Origin of the sequence: Streptomyces vinaceus, from assembly GCF_008704935.1 — a bacterium.
GTDB lineage: Bacteria > Actinomycetota > Actinomycetes > Streptomycetales > Streptomycetaceae > Streptomyces > Streptomyces vinaceus.
On the sequence record NZ_CP023692.1, the window covers coordinates 4,673,857 to 4,687,193 of the forward strand.

Sequence of the window (13,337 nt, forward strand, 5' to 3'; positions counted from 1 at the left end):
CTACTCCAGGTACTCCGACGGCGGGCGGCTGCGCAGGCCGCCCGTCACCCCGCCCAGGGCGCCTGCCGTGGAGCCCGTGGTGGCGCCGGCGCTCGTCCCCGTGCTCCCCGTACTCGTTCCGGCCGACGTGCCCGCGTCGCCCTGGTCTCCCGTGGTGTCCCCGCCCTCCGGGGTCCGGCCCCCGGTGGTCTGCCCCTGGTCCTGCCCCTGGCTCCGGCCGCCCTGGCCCTGGCCTGCGGTGGGCGGCGTCGGCCGGCCCGGGCGGTTCGGCCGGCTCGGCGGGGCCGGGGACTGCGGGGTGCTCTCCTCCTCCGAGGGCTCCGGGCTGCCGGGGACGAACGGCGGCGGGGACGGGGCCGCGCCCGGCTGGAGATCGAGGTCGAAGTCCAGGGGGTCGCTGTTCTCCAGGGCCGACTTCGTGTACTGCGCCCAGATCCGGGCCGGGTACCCGCCGCCCCCGATCCGGGCCTCGCCGAGCGCCCCGTACAGGGATTCCAGGGCCCCCGTGTCGGGGTCCTGGCCCATCATCGAGACGACCGTGACCAGGTCCGGGGTGTACGCAGCGAACCAGGCGGAGCGGTCCAGCTCGCCGGTGCCCGTCTTGCCCGCGGCCGGGTGCCCGGCGGCGAGGGCGGCCGTGCCGGTGCCGTTGTCGACGACGCTGACCAGCATGGACGTGGTGGTGTCGGCGGCCTCGCGGCTGATGGCCTGCTTCGGGGTGCGGTCGGGCAGGTGGATGTCGGCATCCCCCTTCTCGATCTTCTCGACGAGGGTGTACGGGGTGTGGCGGCCGTGGTCGGCGAGGGTCGCGTAGGCCTGGGTCATGTCCAGGACGCTGGCCTGCATGGTGCCCAGCGCCATGGCCGGGCCGGCGTCGAAGTTCGGGGTGTCCTCGGGGATGCCGAGGTCGATCGCGGTCTTCTTGACCTTCGCGGTGCCGACGTCGACGACCATCTGTGCGAAGACGGCGTTGACGGAGAGGTCGGTGGCGGTGTTGACGGTGATGTTGCCGTAGGAGATCTGGCCCTCGTTCTCGGGGGCGTAGGGGGTCCGGGTGCCGACCACGCGGCGCTTGTTGTCCCCGTTGTAGACGGTGTTGGGGGTGATCAGGCGGCCGTCCTGGGTGCGGGAGTCGTTCTCGACGGCGGACGCGAACACGAACGGCTTGAAGGTGGAGGCCACCTGGTAGTCGTGCCGGGTCGCGTTGTTGACGTACTGCTTGGTGTAGTCGATGCCCCCGTACATGGCGACGACCTTGCCGGTGGCCGGGTCGATGGAGACCCCGCCGGCCCGTACGACGCGGTCGGCCTTGCGCTTCTCCGGGTCCAGCTCGCTGACCATCTTCTCGTCGACCGCCTCGACGAACGCGTTCTCGCGGCTCTTGTCGATGGTGGTGGTGATGCGGTAGCCGCCCTCGGCGAGGGTCTTCTCGTCCAGGATCTTCTGCTCGACGATGTAGTCCTTCACGGCCTCGACGAGGTAGCCGCGCTGGCCGGAGAGGCCGGCGGCCGGGCGGACCTTGCCGGGTTCGGGGAAGCGGATGGCGGCCCGCTCGGCGGCCGGCAGCCACTGTTTCTTGACCATGCCGTCGAGTACGTAGTTCCAGCGGGCGAGGGCGCGCTCGCGGCTCTGGGGGTGGGCGACGACGTCGAAGGCGCTGGGGGAGTTGAGGAGGGTGGCGAGGTACGCGCCCTCGGCGGTGGTGAGTTTGTCGACGTCCTTGCCGTAGTAGGCCTGGGCGGCGGCCTGGATGCCGTAGGCGTTGCGGCCGAAGTAGCTGGTGTTGAGGTAGCCCTCCAGGATGTAGTCCTTCGACTCCTCGCGACCGAGTTTGATCGCGATGAAGAACTCCTTGACCTTGCGCTTGATGGTCTGTTCCTGGCCCAGGTAGTAGTTCTTGACGTACTGCTGGGTGATGGTGGAGCCGGACTGGGTGCCCTTGCCGGTCGCCGTGTTCCAGGCGGCGCGGACCATCGCCTTGGGGTCGACGGCCCGTTCGGAGTAGAAGTCCCGGTCCTCGGCGGCCAGTACGGCCTCCTGGACGGTGCGGGGGATCTGCGAGAGCGGGACGTTGACGCGGTTGACCTCGCCGTCGCGGGCGAGCTGGGAGCCGTCGGCGTAGAGGTAGAGGTTGGACTGGGCGGTCGCGGCGGCGTTGGCGGGCGGGATGTGGACCAGCAGGTAGCCGGCGACGAACGCGCCGACGACCAGCAGGCCGAGCAGCACGACGGCGGCCAGGACCATGCGCCAGGTGGGGACGAGGCGGCGCCAGCCGGTCCGCTTCCGTTTCCGCTCGGCCTTCTTGGCGGCCCTGCGGGACTGCTTCTCACCGGCCGGCTGCCGCGGCTGCCCCGCCGACGGGGGCCCCGCGGAGGTGTCCGGGTCGCGAGGCGTCCAGCCCGGTGGTGGTGACTGGTCGCTCATCGCCAGAACTCCTCGACGCCGTACGAAATATCCACGTATGTACCCCATGCTGTCTACCCGATCGGCCGCTCGTTCCGCGTTGGACGGGCGTAAACCGGTCGCGTGGATCGCCCCTCCGCACTAAGCTCGCGCGCTTTGGCCGACGTAGGAACGACCGGGAAAAAGGGAGGGATACGGTGCGCCAGGCAACGGCTCGCACAAGGGGCCGCGCGACGGGCGGCGCGACGGGCGGCGCGACGGGCCGCGCGAAGGCCCGCAGAGCGTGGCTCTATCCGGCCGTGGCGGCCGGCGGATTCCGGCGCTACGCCACCTACGGGACGGCGACGGCGGCAGGGGTGTTCACCAACACCGTCTTCGGATTCATCCTCGCCTACACCTACGTCGCCCTGTGGGACGAACGGCCCGGCCTGGGCGGTTACGACCAGGCCGAGGCCCTCACCTTCGTCTGGGTGAGCCAGTCGCTGCTCGCCGCCGGCGCGCTCATCGGCGGCGGCTTCCAGGAGGAGATGCAGGAGCGGATCCGTACGGGTGACATCGCCGTCGACCTGTACCGGCCGGCCGACCTGCAGATGTGGTGGCTCGCCGCCGATATGGGGAGGGCCGGCTTCCAGCTGCTCGGGCGCGGGGCGGTTCCGCTGCTCGCGGGCGCGCTGGCCTTCCCCTTGGCGCTGCCCGCCGATCCGCTGCGCTGGCTGCTGTTCCTGGTGTCCGTGACGCTCGGACTGACCGTCAGCTTCGGGCTGCGGTACCTGCTGGGGCTGGCCGCGTTCTGGCTGATGGACGGGTCCGGGATCAACATGATGGCCGTCGTCGTGCAGATCTTCTTCTCCGGGATGCTGCTGCCGCTGACGGTGTTCCCCGGCGGTTTCGGCGAGTTGGTCCGCGTCCTGCCGTGGGCCGCGATGCTGCAGGTGCCGCTGGACGTGCTGATGGGCAAGCACGCCGGGGCCGGGGGCGCGGTACGGGCGCTGGGCTTCCAGTCGCTGTGGGCGCTCGTACTGCTGGGCGCGGGGCGGCTGTTGCAGTCGGCCGCGACGCGGAAGGTGGTCGTCCAGGGTGGCTGAGGCGGAAGCGGTGGAGGCGGTCGGGGCTGCTCGCCCTTCGGCGTGGTCCGGGGGGCCGGTGGCGGTACCGGTGCGGAACCGGGCCGTGGAAGGGGTGCGCGGCTACGGGCTGATCGTGGCGATGTGGGTCCGGTCGACGATGACGTACCGGACCTCGTTCCTCCTGTCCACCTTCGGGAACGCGGCGATCACGCTCCTCGACTTCGTCGCGATCTGGATCATGTTCTCGCACGTGGAGGCCCTCGGCGGCTTCACGCTGCCCGAGATCGCCCTCCTGTACGGGTCCTCGTCGGCCTCCCTGGGCCTGGCGGACCTGCTGCTCGGCAATACGGACCGCATCGGCGTCCGGATCCGCGACGGCTCGCTCGACACCATGCTGGTGCGCCCGGTCCCGGTGCTCGCGCAGGTCGCCGCCGACCGCTTCGCGCTGCGCCGGGTGGGCCGGATCGGGCAGGGGCTGGCGGTCCTGGGCTGGGCGGTCTCGGAGCTGGACGTGGGGTGGACGGCGGGGAGGGTGCTGCTCCTGCCCGTGATGGTCGTGGCCGGGGCGGCGATCTTCGGGGCGGTCATGGTGGCCGGCGCGGCCTTCCAGTTCGTCGCCGGGGACGCCGCGGAGGTGCAGAACTCCTTCACGTACGGCGGGAACACGATGCTCCAGTACCCGCCGACGGTGTTCGCGAAGGACCTGCTGCGCGGGGTCACGTTCATCGTGCCGCTGGCCTTCGTGAACTGGCTGCCGGCCCTGTACGTGCTGGGGCGGCCGTATCCGCTGGAGCTGCCGGGGTGGGTGGCGTTCGTGAGCCCGCTGGTGGCGGTGTTGGTGTTCGTACCCGCGTCGCTGGCGTGGCGGGCGGGGCTGCGTTCGTACCGGAGTACGGGGAGCTGAAGGCGATATGGGAAGCGACGCGCTGATCGAGCTGGACGGGGTCGAGAAGGTCTTCGACGTACGGCGCCGGGTGAGTCTGATGCGCCGGGAGAAACGGCAGGTCAGGGCCGTGGACGGGATCAGCTTCCAGGTGGCGCGGGGCGAGGTGGTCGGCTACATCGGGCCCAACGGCGCCGGGAAGTCGACCACGATCAAGATGCTGACCGGCATCCTCACCCCGAGCGGCGGCCGGCTGCGGGTCGCGGGCATCGACCCGGCGCGGGAGCGGATGCGGCTGGCGCACCGGATCGGGGTGGTGTTCGGGCAGCGCACCACGCTGTGGTGGGACCTTCCGCTGAAGGACTCGTACGGGCTGATGCGGCGGATGTACCGGATCCCCGAGGCGCGGTTCAAGGCCAACCTGGAGCGGTGCGTGGACCGGCTCGACCTGGCCGAGCTGCTGGACGTACCGGTACGGCAGCTCTCGCTGGGGCAGCGGATGCGCGGGGACATCGCGGCGGCGCTGCTGCACGATCCGGACGTGCTGTACCTGGACGAGCCGACGATCGGGCTCGACGTGGTGAGCAAGGCGAAGGTACGTGCCTTCCTGCGGCAGTTGAACGCGGAACTCGGCACGACGGTGCTGCTCACGACGCACGACCTCCAGGACATCGAGCAGCTGTGCGAGCGGGTGATGGTGATCGACCACGGGCGGTTGATGTACGACGGGGCGCTGGCCGGTCTGCACGCGATGGGCGAGGGCGGCGGGGAGCGGACGCTGGTGGTGGACCTGGAGCGGGAGCTGCCGGAGATCAGCGTGGCGGGGGCGCGGGTGGTGAAGGTGGACGGGCCGCGGCAGTGGCTGGCGTTCCCGGCGGGGTCCTCGGCGGCGCCGCTGGTGGCGGAGGTGGCGTCGCGGTACCCGCTGCTGGACCTGTCGGTGCGGGAGCCGGACATCGAGGACGTGATCGCGCGGATGTACGCGGGGCAGGGATAAATCAGGGGTGAGCGGGGGCCGTACCAGGGTTGGTCCCATACAACTCTTCCGCTCAACTACATAGGCTGGTCCCCATGAATGACGAGCGGCCGGAGAAGCCGTTGCCGGAGCTGAGGGCGTCGGACGCCGACCGCGAGCGGGTGGTGGAGCGCCTGCGCGACGCCGTCGCCGAGGGCCGGATCGACATGGAGGAGTTCGAGGAGCGGCTGGAGGCCGCGTACACGTCGAAGACGTACGCGGAGCTGGAACCGCTGACCCGCGACCTGCCGGCGCCGGGCGGGCCCCCGATGCCGCTGGCGGCCGCGGCGCCGGCCCCGGTGGCGGCGGACGGTTCGTGGGCCTCGCGGATCGGGGGCGGCGGCGTACCGGCGTCGTCCTCGGCGGCGGTCGCGGTGATGTCCTCGTTCCAGCGCAAGGGCACCTGGACGGTGCCGCCCCGGCTGGACGCGGTGGCGTTCTGGGGCAGCGGCGACCTGGACCTGCGCGAGGCGAACTTCGCGGAGCGCGAGGTGGTGATCAACTGCATCGCGATCATGGGCGGTATCCAGATCACGGTCCCGCCGGGCGTGGAGGTCGACGTACGGGGCTTCGGCTTCATGGGCGCCTTCGACCAGCGCGGCGACACCTCGGGCCCGGTGGCTCCGGGAGCCCCGAGGGTGGTGGTGACCGGCCTGGCCTTCTGGGGCGGGGTGGAGGTCAAGGTCAAACCGCCGAAGCGCCCGAAGCCCCTGGGTGGCGGCCCGAAGCTCCGCAAGGAGCTGTAGGCCGGGCGGACCGGTTGAGGGGCGGTCGCGGGGCGGTCGCGGGGTGGGTCCCGGCGCGCCGGGAACTCCTGGGGGGTCTCGGGAGTCGGATGCTATGCAGACAAAACCGGCGCCCGGGGGAAGGGAGGACACATGGATCACCGCACCAAGGCCGTAGGCAACGGCGCAGGCTCACGCGCAGGCTCCGGCAGCGGCGCACGCGCGGGCAACGGCGCAGGCACCGGCTCCGGCGGGTTCGTGTTCAACGAGGCCGACGAGGAGCGCCGCCACGGCGTCCGCCGCATGAAGACCACCGCGACCGGCCTGCTGATCCTGGTCGCGCTGGTCTACGTACTGACCACCTGGGCCGAGCACGCGGGGGCCGGTGCCTGGGCGGGGTACGTCCGGGCCGCCGCCGAGGCCGGCATGGTCGGCGCGCTCGCCGACTGGTTCGCCGTGACCGCCCTCTTCCGGCGGCCGCTCGGCCTGCCCATCCCGCACACCGCGATCATCCCGACCAAGAAGGACCAGCTCGGCGTCTCCCTCGGCGAGTTCGTCGGCGAGAACTTCCTCTCCGCGGACGTGGTCCGCGCTCGCCTCCACGCCCTCGGCATCGGCGGCCGGCTCGGATCCTGGCTGGCCGAGCCCGCGCACGCCGACCGGGTCACCGCCGAGCTGGCCACCGCGCTGCGCGGGGCGCTGACCGTACTGCGCGACTCCGATGTGCAGGCGGTCGTGGGCGAGGCCATCACGCGGCGGGCCGAGACCGCCGAGATCGCTCCGGGGATCGGCAAGACCCTGGAGCGGGTCGTCGCGGACGGCGGGCACCGCCGCGTCGTCGACCTCGTCTGCCTCAAGGCCCACGACTGGCTGGTAACGCACGGGGAATCGGTGATGGGCGCGGTCCAGGGCGGGGCGCCCGGCTGGACCCCGCGGTTCGTGGACCGCAAGGTCGGCGAGCGCGTGTACAAGGAGCTGCTCCGCTTCCTGACGGAGATGCGGGACATGCCGGAGCACCCGGCGCGCGGCGCGGTGGACCGGTTCCTGACGGACTTCGCGGCCGACCTCCAGTCCGACACGGACACGCGGGCCCGGGTGGAGCGGCTGAAGTCCGAGATCCTCCAGCGCGGTGAGGTGCAGGACGTGATCGCCTCCGCCTGGACCGCGATCCGCGCGATGATCATCTCGGCGGCGGAGGACGAGCACAGCGAGCTGCGGCTGCGGGTCCGGTCCTCGCTGCTGTCCCTGGGGTCGCGGCTGGCCACGGACGGCCGGCTCCAGGACAAGGTGGAGGGCTGGATCGAGGGCGCGGTGGTGTACGTGGTGACCACCTACCGGGCCGAGATCACCTCGCTGATCACGGACACGGTGGCCGGGTGGGACGCCGAGCACACGTCGCGGAAGATCGAGGCCCACATCGGCCGGGACCTCCAGTTCATCCGGATCAACGGCACGGTGGTCGGCGCCCTGGCCGGCCTGCTGATCTACACGGTCTCGCAGGCGCTGGGTGCGTAGGCGGGCGCGGGCCGGCCGCGCCCTCGCGCCACCGGCTTTCGCCCCGCCTGCCCTGGCCGCGCCTGCCCTCGCCGCGCCGGCCTTCGCCCTGCCTGGGCCGGTCTTCGCCCTGCCTGGGCCGGCCCGCCCGCGCCGGCCCGTACGGCTGCTCAGCCGCGGTCGGCCACGGCCCAGGAGGCGGTCGCCACGACGGCCGCGGCCCCGAGGACGGCCGGCCAGGCCCCGACCTTCTTGGCCAGCGGGTGCGCGCCCGCGAAGCCGGCCAGGTACAGCGCGCCCAGTCCGGCCGCCGCGGGGGCGCCGCCGCGCCGGTGCCACTCCCGCCCGGCGGCCAGCCCGGCGGCCCCGAGCACGACACCGCCCAGCGGGCGCTTCTTGGTCCACCGGGCGACGGCGTACCCGCCGACCAGGCCGACGGCCGCCACTGCGGAACTCGGTACGCGCGCCATGCCCAACTCCTCAAGTCGTCTGATCTCACGTGTATTACTACGAGGCTACGAGGCTAACGCGGGGGCTTGACCACCCGCCGGGCGCCCAACGCCCCCAGGACGAGCACCGCTCCGCCGATCACACCGTCCGGTACGGCGTCCTTGACGGCGCGCGGCAGCAGCGCCACCACGCCCAGGACGAGGAGGAAGGCGAGCACGCACCGGCCGGCCGCCCGAATCAGTCTGTCCACGGGCTGCTCAACGCGGCGCGGCGGCCGCCGACACGGAGGAGGGGGAGGGGATTTGTCGCACACTCGCCGGATCCGTGCGATACGTGCCTTCCGGAACCCGACCGGCATAAATTGGCTCTCCTACCCCAAAGGGTAGAACGGGAAGAAAGAGGAGCTCGGACATCGTGATCAGCTACGGACAGGCCGTCCTCGACCTCGCGGACGAACTGGTCGACGTCTATGCCGACGTCTTCTCCGGCCCGCCGTGGAACGAGGACGCAGAAACCATTCGCCAGTTCTCGGTCCGCCTCCAGGCGGACGCCCGGCGCCGCGGTTTCCGTGCGGCCTTCGCCCAGTCCGCGGCCGGCATCGACGGCTTCGCCACGGGCTGGATCACCCCGGCGGCCTTCCCCAAGGACCGCGGGTACGCCCAGGTCGCGGCGCAGCTCGGCCCGGCGCGGGTACGGGAGCTCCTGACGGGCGCGCTGGAGATAGACGAGCTCGCCGTACGCCCGTACGCGCGCGGCCACGGCACCGGCCGGAACCTGCTCACCGAGATCACGGCCGACGCACCGGACGGACGGGCCTGGCTGCTGACCTCCCGGCTGGCCACCGACACGGTGGCCACGTACCGCCGCCTGGGCTGGCACGAGGTCACCCCCCGCCCGGGCACGCAGACGGGCGTGATCGTCTTCCTGGCCCCGGACCACCCGGGCCGCTAGCGGGTGTGTCGGTGCCCCCGAGCCGGGCATACCGCCGGCATGATCACGCGCGAACGGAACCAAGGACCGAACCAAGGACCGAACCGAGGACCGAACCGAGGACGGAACCAAGGACCGACAACCGCCCGGGCGGCGTCGCGGACGGCCCGTAGGCAACTCAACCTGGCCACCCGCCACCAGCTGGCCGCCTCCGGCATCCCGGAGGGCACGATCACCTCGCGCACCCGCCCCGGCGGCCCCTGGCAACGCTTACTGCCCCGGGTCTACCTCCTCCAGACGGGCCCCCCGGACCACCGCCAACGCGCCCTCGCCGCCGTCCTGTACGCCGCCGAGCCCGCCGCGGACCCGCTCTCCGGCGACACGGCCGCCCTCACCGGCGGCGCCGCCCTGGCGCTCCTCGGCATCCGCGACGTCCCGCACACCCCGGCCGACGTCCTGATCCGGGCCCCGCGCCGGCTCACCGGGACCCCGGAGGTCCGCCCGGTGGCCACCGCCCGCTGGCCGCGCACCATCGCGGTGTCCGGCATCCCGAGCACCCGGCCCGTCCGCGCGGCCGCCGACTTCGCCGCCCGGTCCGGTGACCCGGCGCGGATCCGCTCGACGCTGGCCCACGTCGTCCAGGCCGGCTGGTGCCACCCGCAGGACCTGCACGCCGAGCTCCGCGCCGCCCGGCTCCTGACCCGCCCGGCGGTCCGCGCCGCCGCGGCGGAACTCCTGGCGGGGGTCCGCTCGATCGCCGAGGCCCTGGCCCGGGACACCCTGACGGCGACCGACCTCCCGACCCCGCTGTGGAACGCCCGCCTGTACACCCCGGACGGCGCCTTCCTCGCCAGCCCGGACGCGTACTGGCCGGACGAGGGCGTGGCCCTGGAGATCGACTCGGCGGAGTACCACTACACCCGCGACGCCTGGCACGCCACCCTCCACCGCCGCCTGCGCCTGGAGTCCCACGGCATCCTGGTGGTCAGCGCGACCCCGTCGATGATCCGCGACACCCCCGCCCAGGTCGTACAAGCCCTCCGCACCCTCCTCACCCTCACCCGATCCCGCCCCACCCCACCCACAGCCCAAGCCCGCGGCCACCAACAGCTGCAGCTCTTCCCTGGTGTCGGCTGACGCATCCGTAAAGGTGTGTTCGGAGTGGCCCAGGCGATGCCGCACACTAGATGAGGTCGTTGTCAGTGGGGTCTGTCACCCTCTGTGATAGCTGGTGGCACAGGGCACCAGCGGGGTACGTGTTCGAAGGAGGGTGCATGACCAGCACTGAGGCCGTTTTCACCTCGATTGAGATCTGTGCTGGAGCCGGCGGTCAGGCCATCGGACTGCATCAGGCCGGTTTCAGGCACCTGGCGCTCGTGGAGATCGACGCGCATGCGGTCGGGACGCTGCGGGCGAACATCGACGCGCAGCCGGAGTGGAGCTGGGAGAAGGACCACTGCGATCTCCTTCCCCCGACGGACGTCAAGCTCTTCGAGCCCGACCGGGATCTGCCCAAGAGCGGCGATCTGCTGCGGCACGGCCTTGACCTCCTGGCCGGCGGGGTTCCCTGCCCGCCGTTCTCGCACGCTGGCAAGCAGCTGGGCAAAGACGACGACCGTGATCTCTTCCCGCGGATGCTGGAACTGGTCGAGCAGCTTCAGCCCCGTGCGGTGATGATCGAGAACGTGCGCGGGATCATGGACCCCAAGTTCTCGGACTACCGTGACTGGATCGTGGCGAGGCTGCAGGGCGGCGACTACCGCGAAGAGGACGGGCGGCAGGCTCATACACGGGGCCTCGGCTACACGGTCTGCAAGTGGGACGTTCTGGAGGCCAGCGACTTCGGGGTGCCGCAGCTGCGTCCGCGCGCCATTCTGGTCGCCATCCGCAATGACGTGCTCAAGGATCTGAAGTACGAGTGGCCGTCTCCCACCCACGAGGACCCGGTGAGCGTGGCAGCCGCCCTTGAGGAGACCATGCGCGAGCGGTATGAACGCTACTTCGACGGCGCCCAGGGGGAGCTCGCTCGCAAGAAGTACGAAACGTGGCTCAAGACGGCCAGAGGCCGTGACGCCGAGCTGAAGAGCAAGGGGGGCGGCATCGCGCCCACGCTCGTCGGCGGTTCCAAGAAGCATGGAGGGGCCGACCTCGGCCCGAGTCGTGCCAAGGCGTCCTGGAAGCAACTCGGTGTCTCCGGACTCGGCGTGGCCAATGACATCGACACCTGTGAGAAGAAGGGGTCCGAGGACAGGGATCTCTTCGGGCCCGACGGGCCGATGCTCACGGTTGAGCAAGCGGCGATCATTCAGGGCTTTCCCCGGGGCTGGCAGTTCACTGGCGGCAAGACCGCGCAGTACCGGCAAGTGGGCAACGCCTTCCCGCCGCCAGTCGCCGCGGCAGTGGGTAAGTCGATCATCGAGCTGCTCAAGGCGGCCCGCGAGCGGGACCAGGAGCAGGCGTAATCAGGCCGTGCCCGTACCGGTTCCGCGGCGGCGCTTGTCTACCTCGGCCGCGATCCGGACGGCGCAGTCGGCAGCGGCTTCGTGCTCCCAGAACCGGAGCACCGTCCAGCCGGCTTCCTGGAGGCGCTGGTCGGTGTCCCGGTCGCGTGCCATGTTTCCGGCTACTTTGGCAGACCAGTAGCCGGGGTTCGTCTTCGGAGACACGTAGTGCTCAGGGCAGCCGTGCCAGTAGCAGCCGTCGATGAACACGGCCACCTTCGCCGGCCCGAAGACGATGTCGGCGGTCCGGCGAAGGTCCTTGAGGGGCCGCGCTGCCACGCGGTAGCGCAGCCCTTGCGCGTGCAGCATGCTGCGGATCAGCCGTTCCGGTTTGGTATCCCGGCTCCGGATCGCCTGCATGTTCCGGCGTCGCGCCGCTGACGATGCCCATGATCCTTCGGGAGGTGTCCACGAGTCACTCATGTCTTCAGAGCTCGGTCGTGGCTGATGACGTGTGGGCGGGCAGGACGGGGGCCGGGGTCACAGCGTCCCCGTTCTCAGCCAGCGACCAGGTGCCCCCGTCAATGACGGCTGACGGCCTGCTGTCTCCCGGGATGCTCCGGACGACGCGCGCGCTGACAAAATCGCCCTCCTGAGGAACGGGGAGCGCGAGCTGTCGCGCGATCTCCTGGTGGGCGCGGTAATCGCCCATGATGATGATTCCCTCGCGGCGGAGGGAGGACCTGGAACCACCGTTTCCGCGAACGCGCTTCATGTAGTCCTTCTGCTGGGCAACGGTGCGCACGACGTTCCGTCCTATCCTGCGGCGCTGAGCACGCCGGAACAGCTCGTTGAGCCTGGCCTGACCGGAGTTCTGGGCGAATACGGCTTCGCGGTCAGCAGGATCCATGTGGAGCAGGGTGTTCTCAGGGAGCACAGCATCGCGCCAGAGCCAGAGGATCTTCCCGCGGTGCTCCGCCTTCACGGTCAGTTTCATGTCCCGGTTGCTTCCTCCGTTCAGCAACTCGGGAGCAATCCGGAGCAGGCCAGCACTCCAGAGACTCTTGTAGTCGTCAGCCCAGACGAGCAGGCACAGGTGACCTACCGCCTCCGGAGGGATCATCCAGCCGCCGAACTGCTGTGAGTACTTGCAGTCGACGTCCACGCCGCCGATCCGGTAGTCCATGTCCACGCCGTCCTCGAACGCGAACTCGCGCTGGAGGTTGATCTCTACGACAGTCCCGGCATGGGTCTTCTCCGTCTTGAACAAGGACTTCCAGTCGTACCGGCCCGTCACTTCGCCGTTCAGCAGCTGATCGATGGTGTCTCTCAGGACCGCGGCGAACCGCCCGCCGTCCGGGTCGAGCCGGCGCAGCTGGGCGTGGACCAGGGCCAGTTCAGGGTCGTTCTGGGGCGGCACCTGATTCTGAATGTTCACGGCAGCGGAAACGTCCGGAGACAGCAAGCGGACCACCTATCTGGCGCAGGGGGGCGGTTCTGGAAGAGCCGACCGCAGGATGACAGCGAGCTTACCGGCGGTCCGGCCGGTCAGGGGGTGTCCGCCCGTGAGCATCAGGTGCCGGCCCCGAGCACCAGGCTGAGCAACAGAAACGCCAGGGTCAGGGTTCCGGCGAACGCGACGGATCCCATGATGATCGCTCCGGGCGCCGACCGGTTGTCCCACCGCGCTAGCGCGACCGCAGCCCCGGCGACGATCAGCGCGAGCACCACGGCAATGGCGATCGTGAGGAACAGAACGGACAGCGAGATGTTCAGCATGGAACGGTCAACTCCATTGAAGTGAAAGGGAAGGCATGGTGCGGACCCCCCGGTCAGGTATCCGGGCAGGAAGGAAGGGCGGAGCGCCGTGACGTTCCTGCTCCGTGATGGCGGTATCAGCAGAGGTGGTGACGAGCGGGGCGTGCCCTT

Annotated in this window: 14 protein-coding genes; 8 read left to right on the forward strand and 6 right to left on the reverse strand. The window is 71.0% G+C overall.

Annotation, left to right across the window (positions count from 1 at the left end):
- Complete coding sequence (locus tag CP980_RS21090) at window positions 1-2,424, reverse strand: transglycosylase domain-containing protein (protein WP_150528819.1); 2,424 nt, start codon at window positions 2,422-2,424, stop codon at window positions 1-3.
- A 278-nt stretch (window positions 2,425-2,702) separates the two neighbouring features.
- On the opposite strand from CP980_RS21090, the gene CP980_RS21095 reads away from it, so the two are divergent.
- From CP980_RS21095 to CP980_RS21115, 5 genes are all read left to right on the forward strand, one after another.
- Window positions 2,703-3,488, forward strand: coding sequence for an ABC transporter permease (locus tag CP980_RS21095; protein WP_150530302.1), 786 nt, complete (start codon window positions 2,703-2,705; stop codon window positions 3,486-3,488).
- Window positions 3,481-4,374 (forward strand): ABC transporter permease, encoded by an 894-nt coding sequence (locus CP980_RS21100; protein WP_373312887.1) that lies wholly within the window; start codon window positions 3,481-3,483, stop codon window positions 4,372-4,374. Before CP980_RS21095 ends, CP980_RS21100 begins: the two co-directional genes overlap by 8 nt.
- 7 nt (window positions 4,375-4,381) lie before the next feature.
- Window positions 4,382-5,350: an ABC transporter ATP-binding protein gene (locus tag CP980_RS21105; RefSeq protein WP_132754918.1), complete on the forward strand. Its 969-nt coding sequence runs from the start codon at window positions 4,382-4,384 to the stop codon at window positions 5,348-5,350.
- A gap of 74 nt (window positions 5,351-5,424) precedes the next feature.
- Window positions 5,425-6,114: a DUF1707 SHOCT-like domain-containing protein gene (locus tag CP980_RS21110; RefSeq protein ID WP_132754920.1), complete on the forward strand. Its 690-nt coding sequence runs from the start codon at window positions 5,425-5,427 to the stop codon at window positions 6,112-6,114.
- Between the two features lie 132 nt (window positions 6,115-6,246).
- Complete coding sequence (locus CP980_RS21115; protein WP_150528820.1) at window positions 6,247-7,608, forward strand: DUF445 domain-containing protein; 1,362 nt, start codon at window positions 6,247-6,249, stop codon at window positions 7,606-7,608.
- Between the two features lie 149 nt (window positions 7,609-7,757).
- On the opposite strand, the gene CP980_RS21120 is transcribed toward CP980_RS21115, so the two are convergent.
- Both CP980_RS21120 and CP980_RS35215 read right to left on the reverse strand, forming a co-directional pair.
- The gene (locus CP980_RS21120; RefSeq protein ID WP_099892072.1) at window positions 7,758-8,057 is read right to left on the reverse strand and encodes a hypothetical protein; all 300 of its coding nucleotides are present in this window, start codon (window positions 8,055-8,057) and stop codon (window positions 7,758-7,760) included.
- A 53-nt stretch (window positions 8,058-8,110) separates the two neighbouring features.
- Window positions 8,111-8,287, reverse strand: a complete 177-nt coding sequence (locus CP980_RS35215) for a hypothetical protein (protein WP_165937233.1) — start codon at window positions 8,285-8,287, stop codon at window positions 8,111-8,113.
- Between the two features lie 164 nt (window positions 8,288-8,451).
- On the opposite strand from CP980_RS35215, the gene CP980_RS21125 reads away from it, so the two are divergent.
- From CP980_RS21125 to CP980_RS21135, 3 genes are all read left to right on the forward strand, one after another.
- Window positions 8,452-8,988: an N-acetyltransferase gene (locus tag CP980_RS21125; RefSeq protein ID WP_229907057.1), complete on the forward strand. Its 537-nt coding sequence runs from the start codon at window positions 8,452-8,454 to the stop codon at window positions 8,986-8,988.
- A 39-nt stretch (window positions 8,989-9,027) separates the two neighbouring features.
- Window positions 9,028-10,104 carry a hypothetical protein gene (locus tag CP980_RS21130; RefSeq protein WP_150528821.1) on the forward strand — a complete coding sequence of 359 codons (1,077 nt, stop codon included), beginning with the start codon at window positions 9,028-9,030 and terminating at the stop codon, window positions 10,102-10,104.
- Between the two features lie 137 nt (window positions 10,105-10,241).
- Window positions 10,242-11,429, forward strand: a complete 1,188-nt coding sequence (locus CP980_RS21135; RefSeq protein WP_132754926.1) for a DNA cytosine methyltransferase — start codon at window positions 10,242-10,244, stop codon at window positions 11,427-11,429.
- Here the strand turns inward: CP980_RS21135 and CP980_RS21140 are convergent, their stop codons facing one another.
- The 3 genes from CP980_RS21140 to CP980_RS21150 all read right to left on the reverse strand — a co-directional run bounded on the left by CP980_RS21140 (window position 11,430) and on the right by CP980_RS21150 (window position 13,187).
- Entirely contained in the window at window positions 11,430-11,891 is a 462-nt protein-coding gene (locus tag CP980_RS21140) for a very short patch repair endonuclease (RefSeq protein WP_132754928.1), read from the reverse strand.
- Between the two features lie 4 nt (window positions 11,892-11,895).
- The gene (locus CP980_RS21145; RefSeq protein WP_229907059.1) at window positions 11,896-12,846 is read right to left on the reverse strand and encodes a NaeI family type II restriction endonuclease; all 951 of its coding nucleotides are present in this window, start codon (window positions 12,844-12,846) and stop codon (window positions 11,896-11,898) included.
- Between the two features lie 134 nt (window positions 12,847-12,980).
- On the reverse strand, window positions 12,981-13,187 hold the full coding sequence (locus CP980_RS21150) for a hypothetical protein (RefSeq protein WP_132754932.1): 207 nt from the start codon (window positions 13,185-13,187) through the stop codon (window positions 12,981-12,983).
- Between the last annotated feature and the right edge of the window lie 150 nt (window positions 13,188-13,337).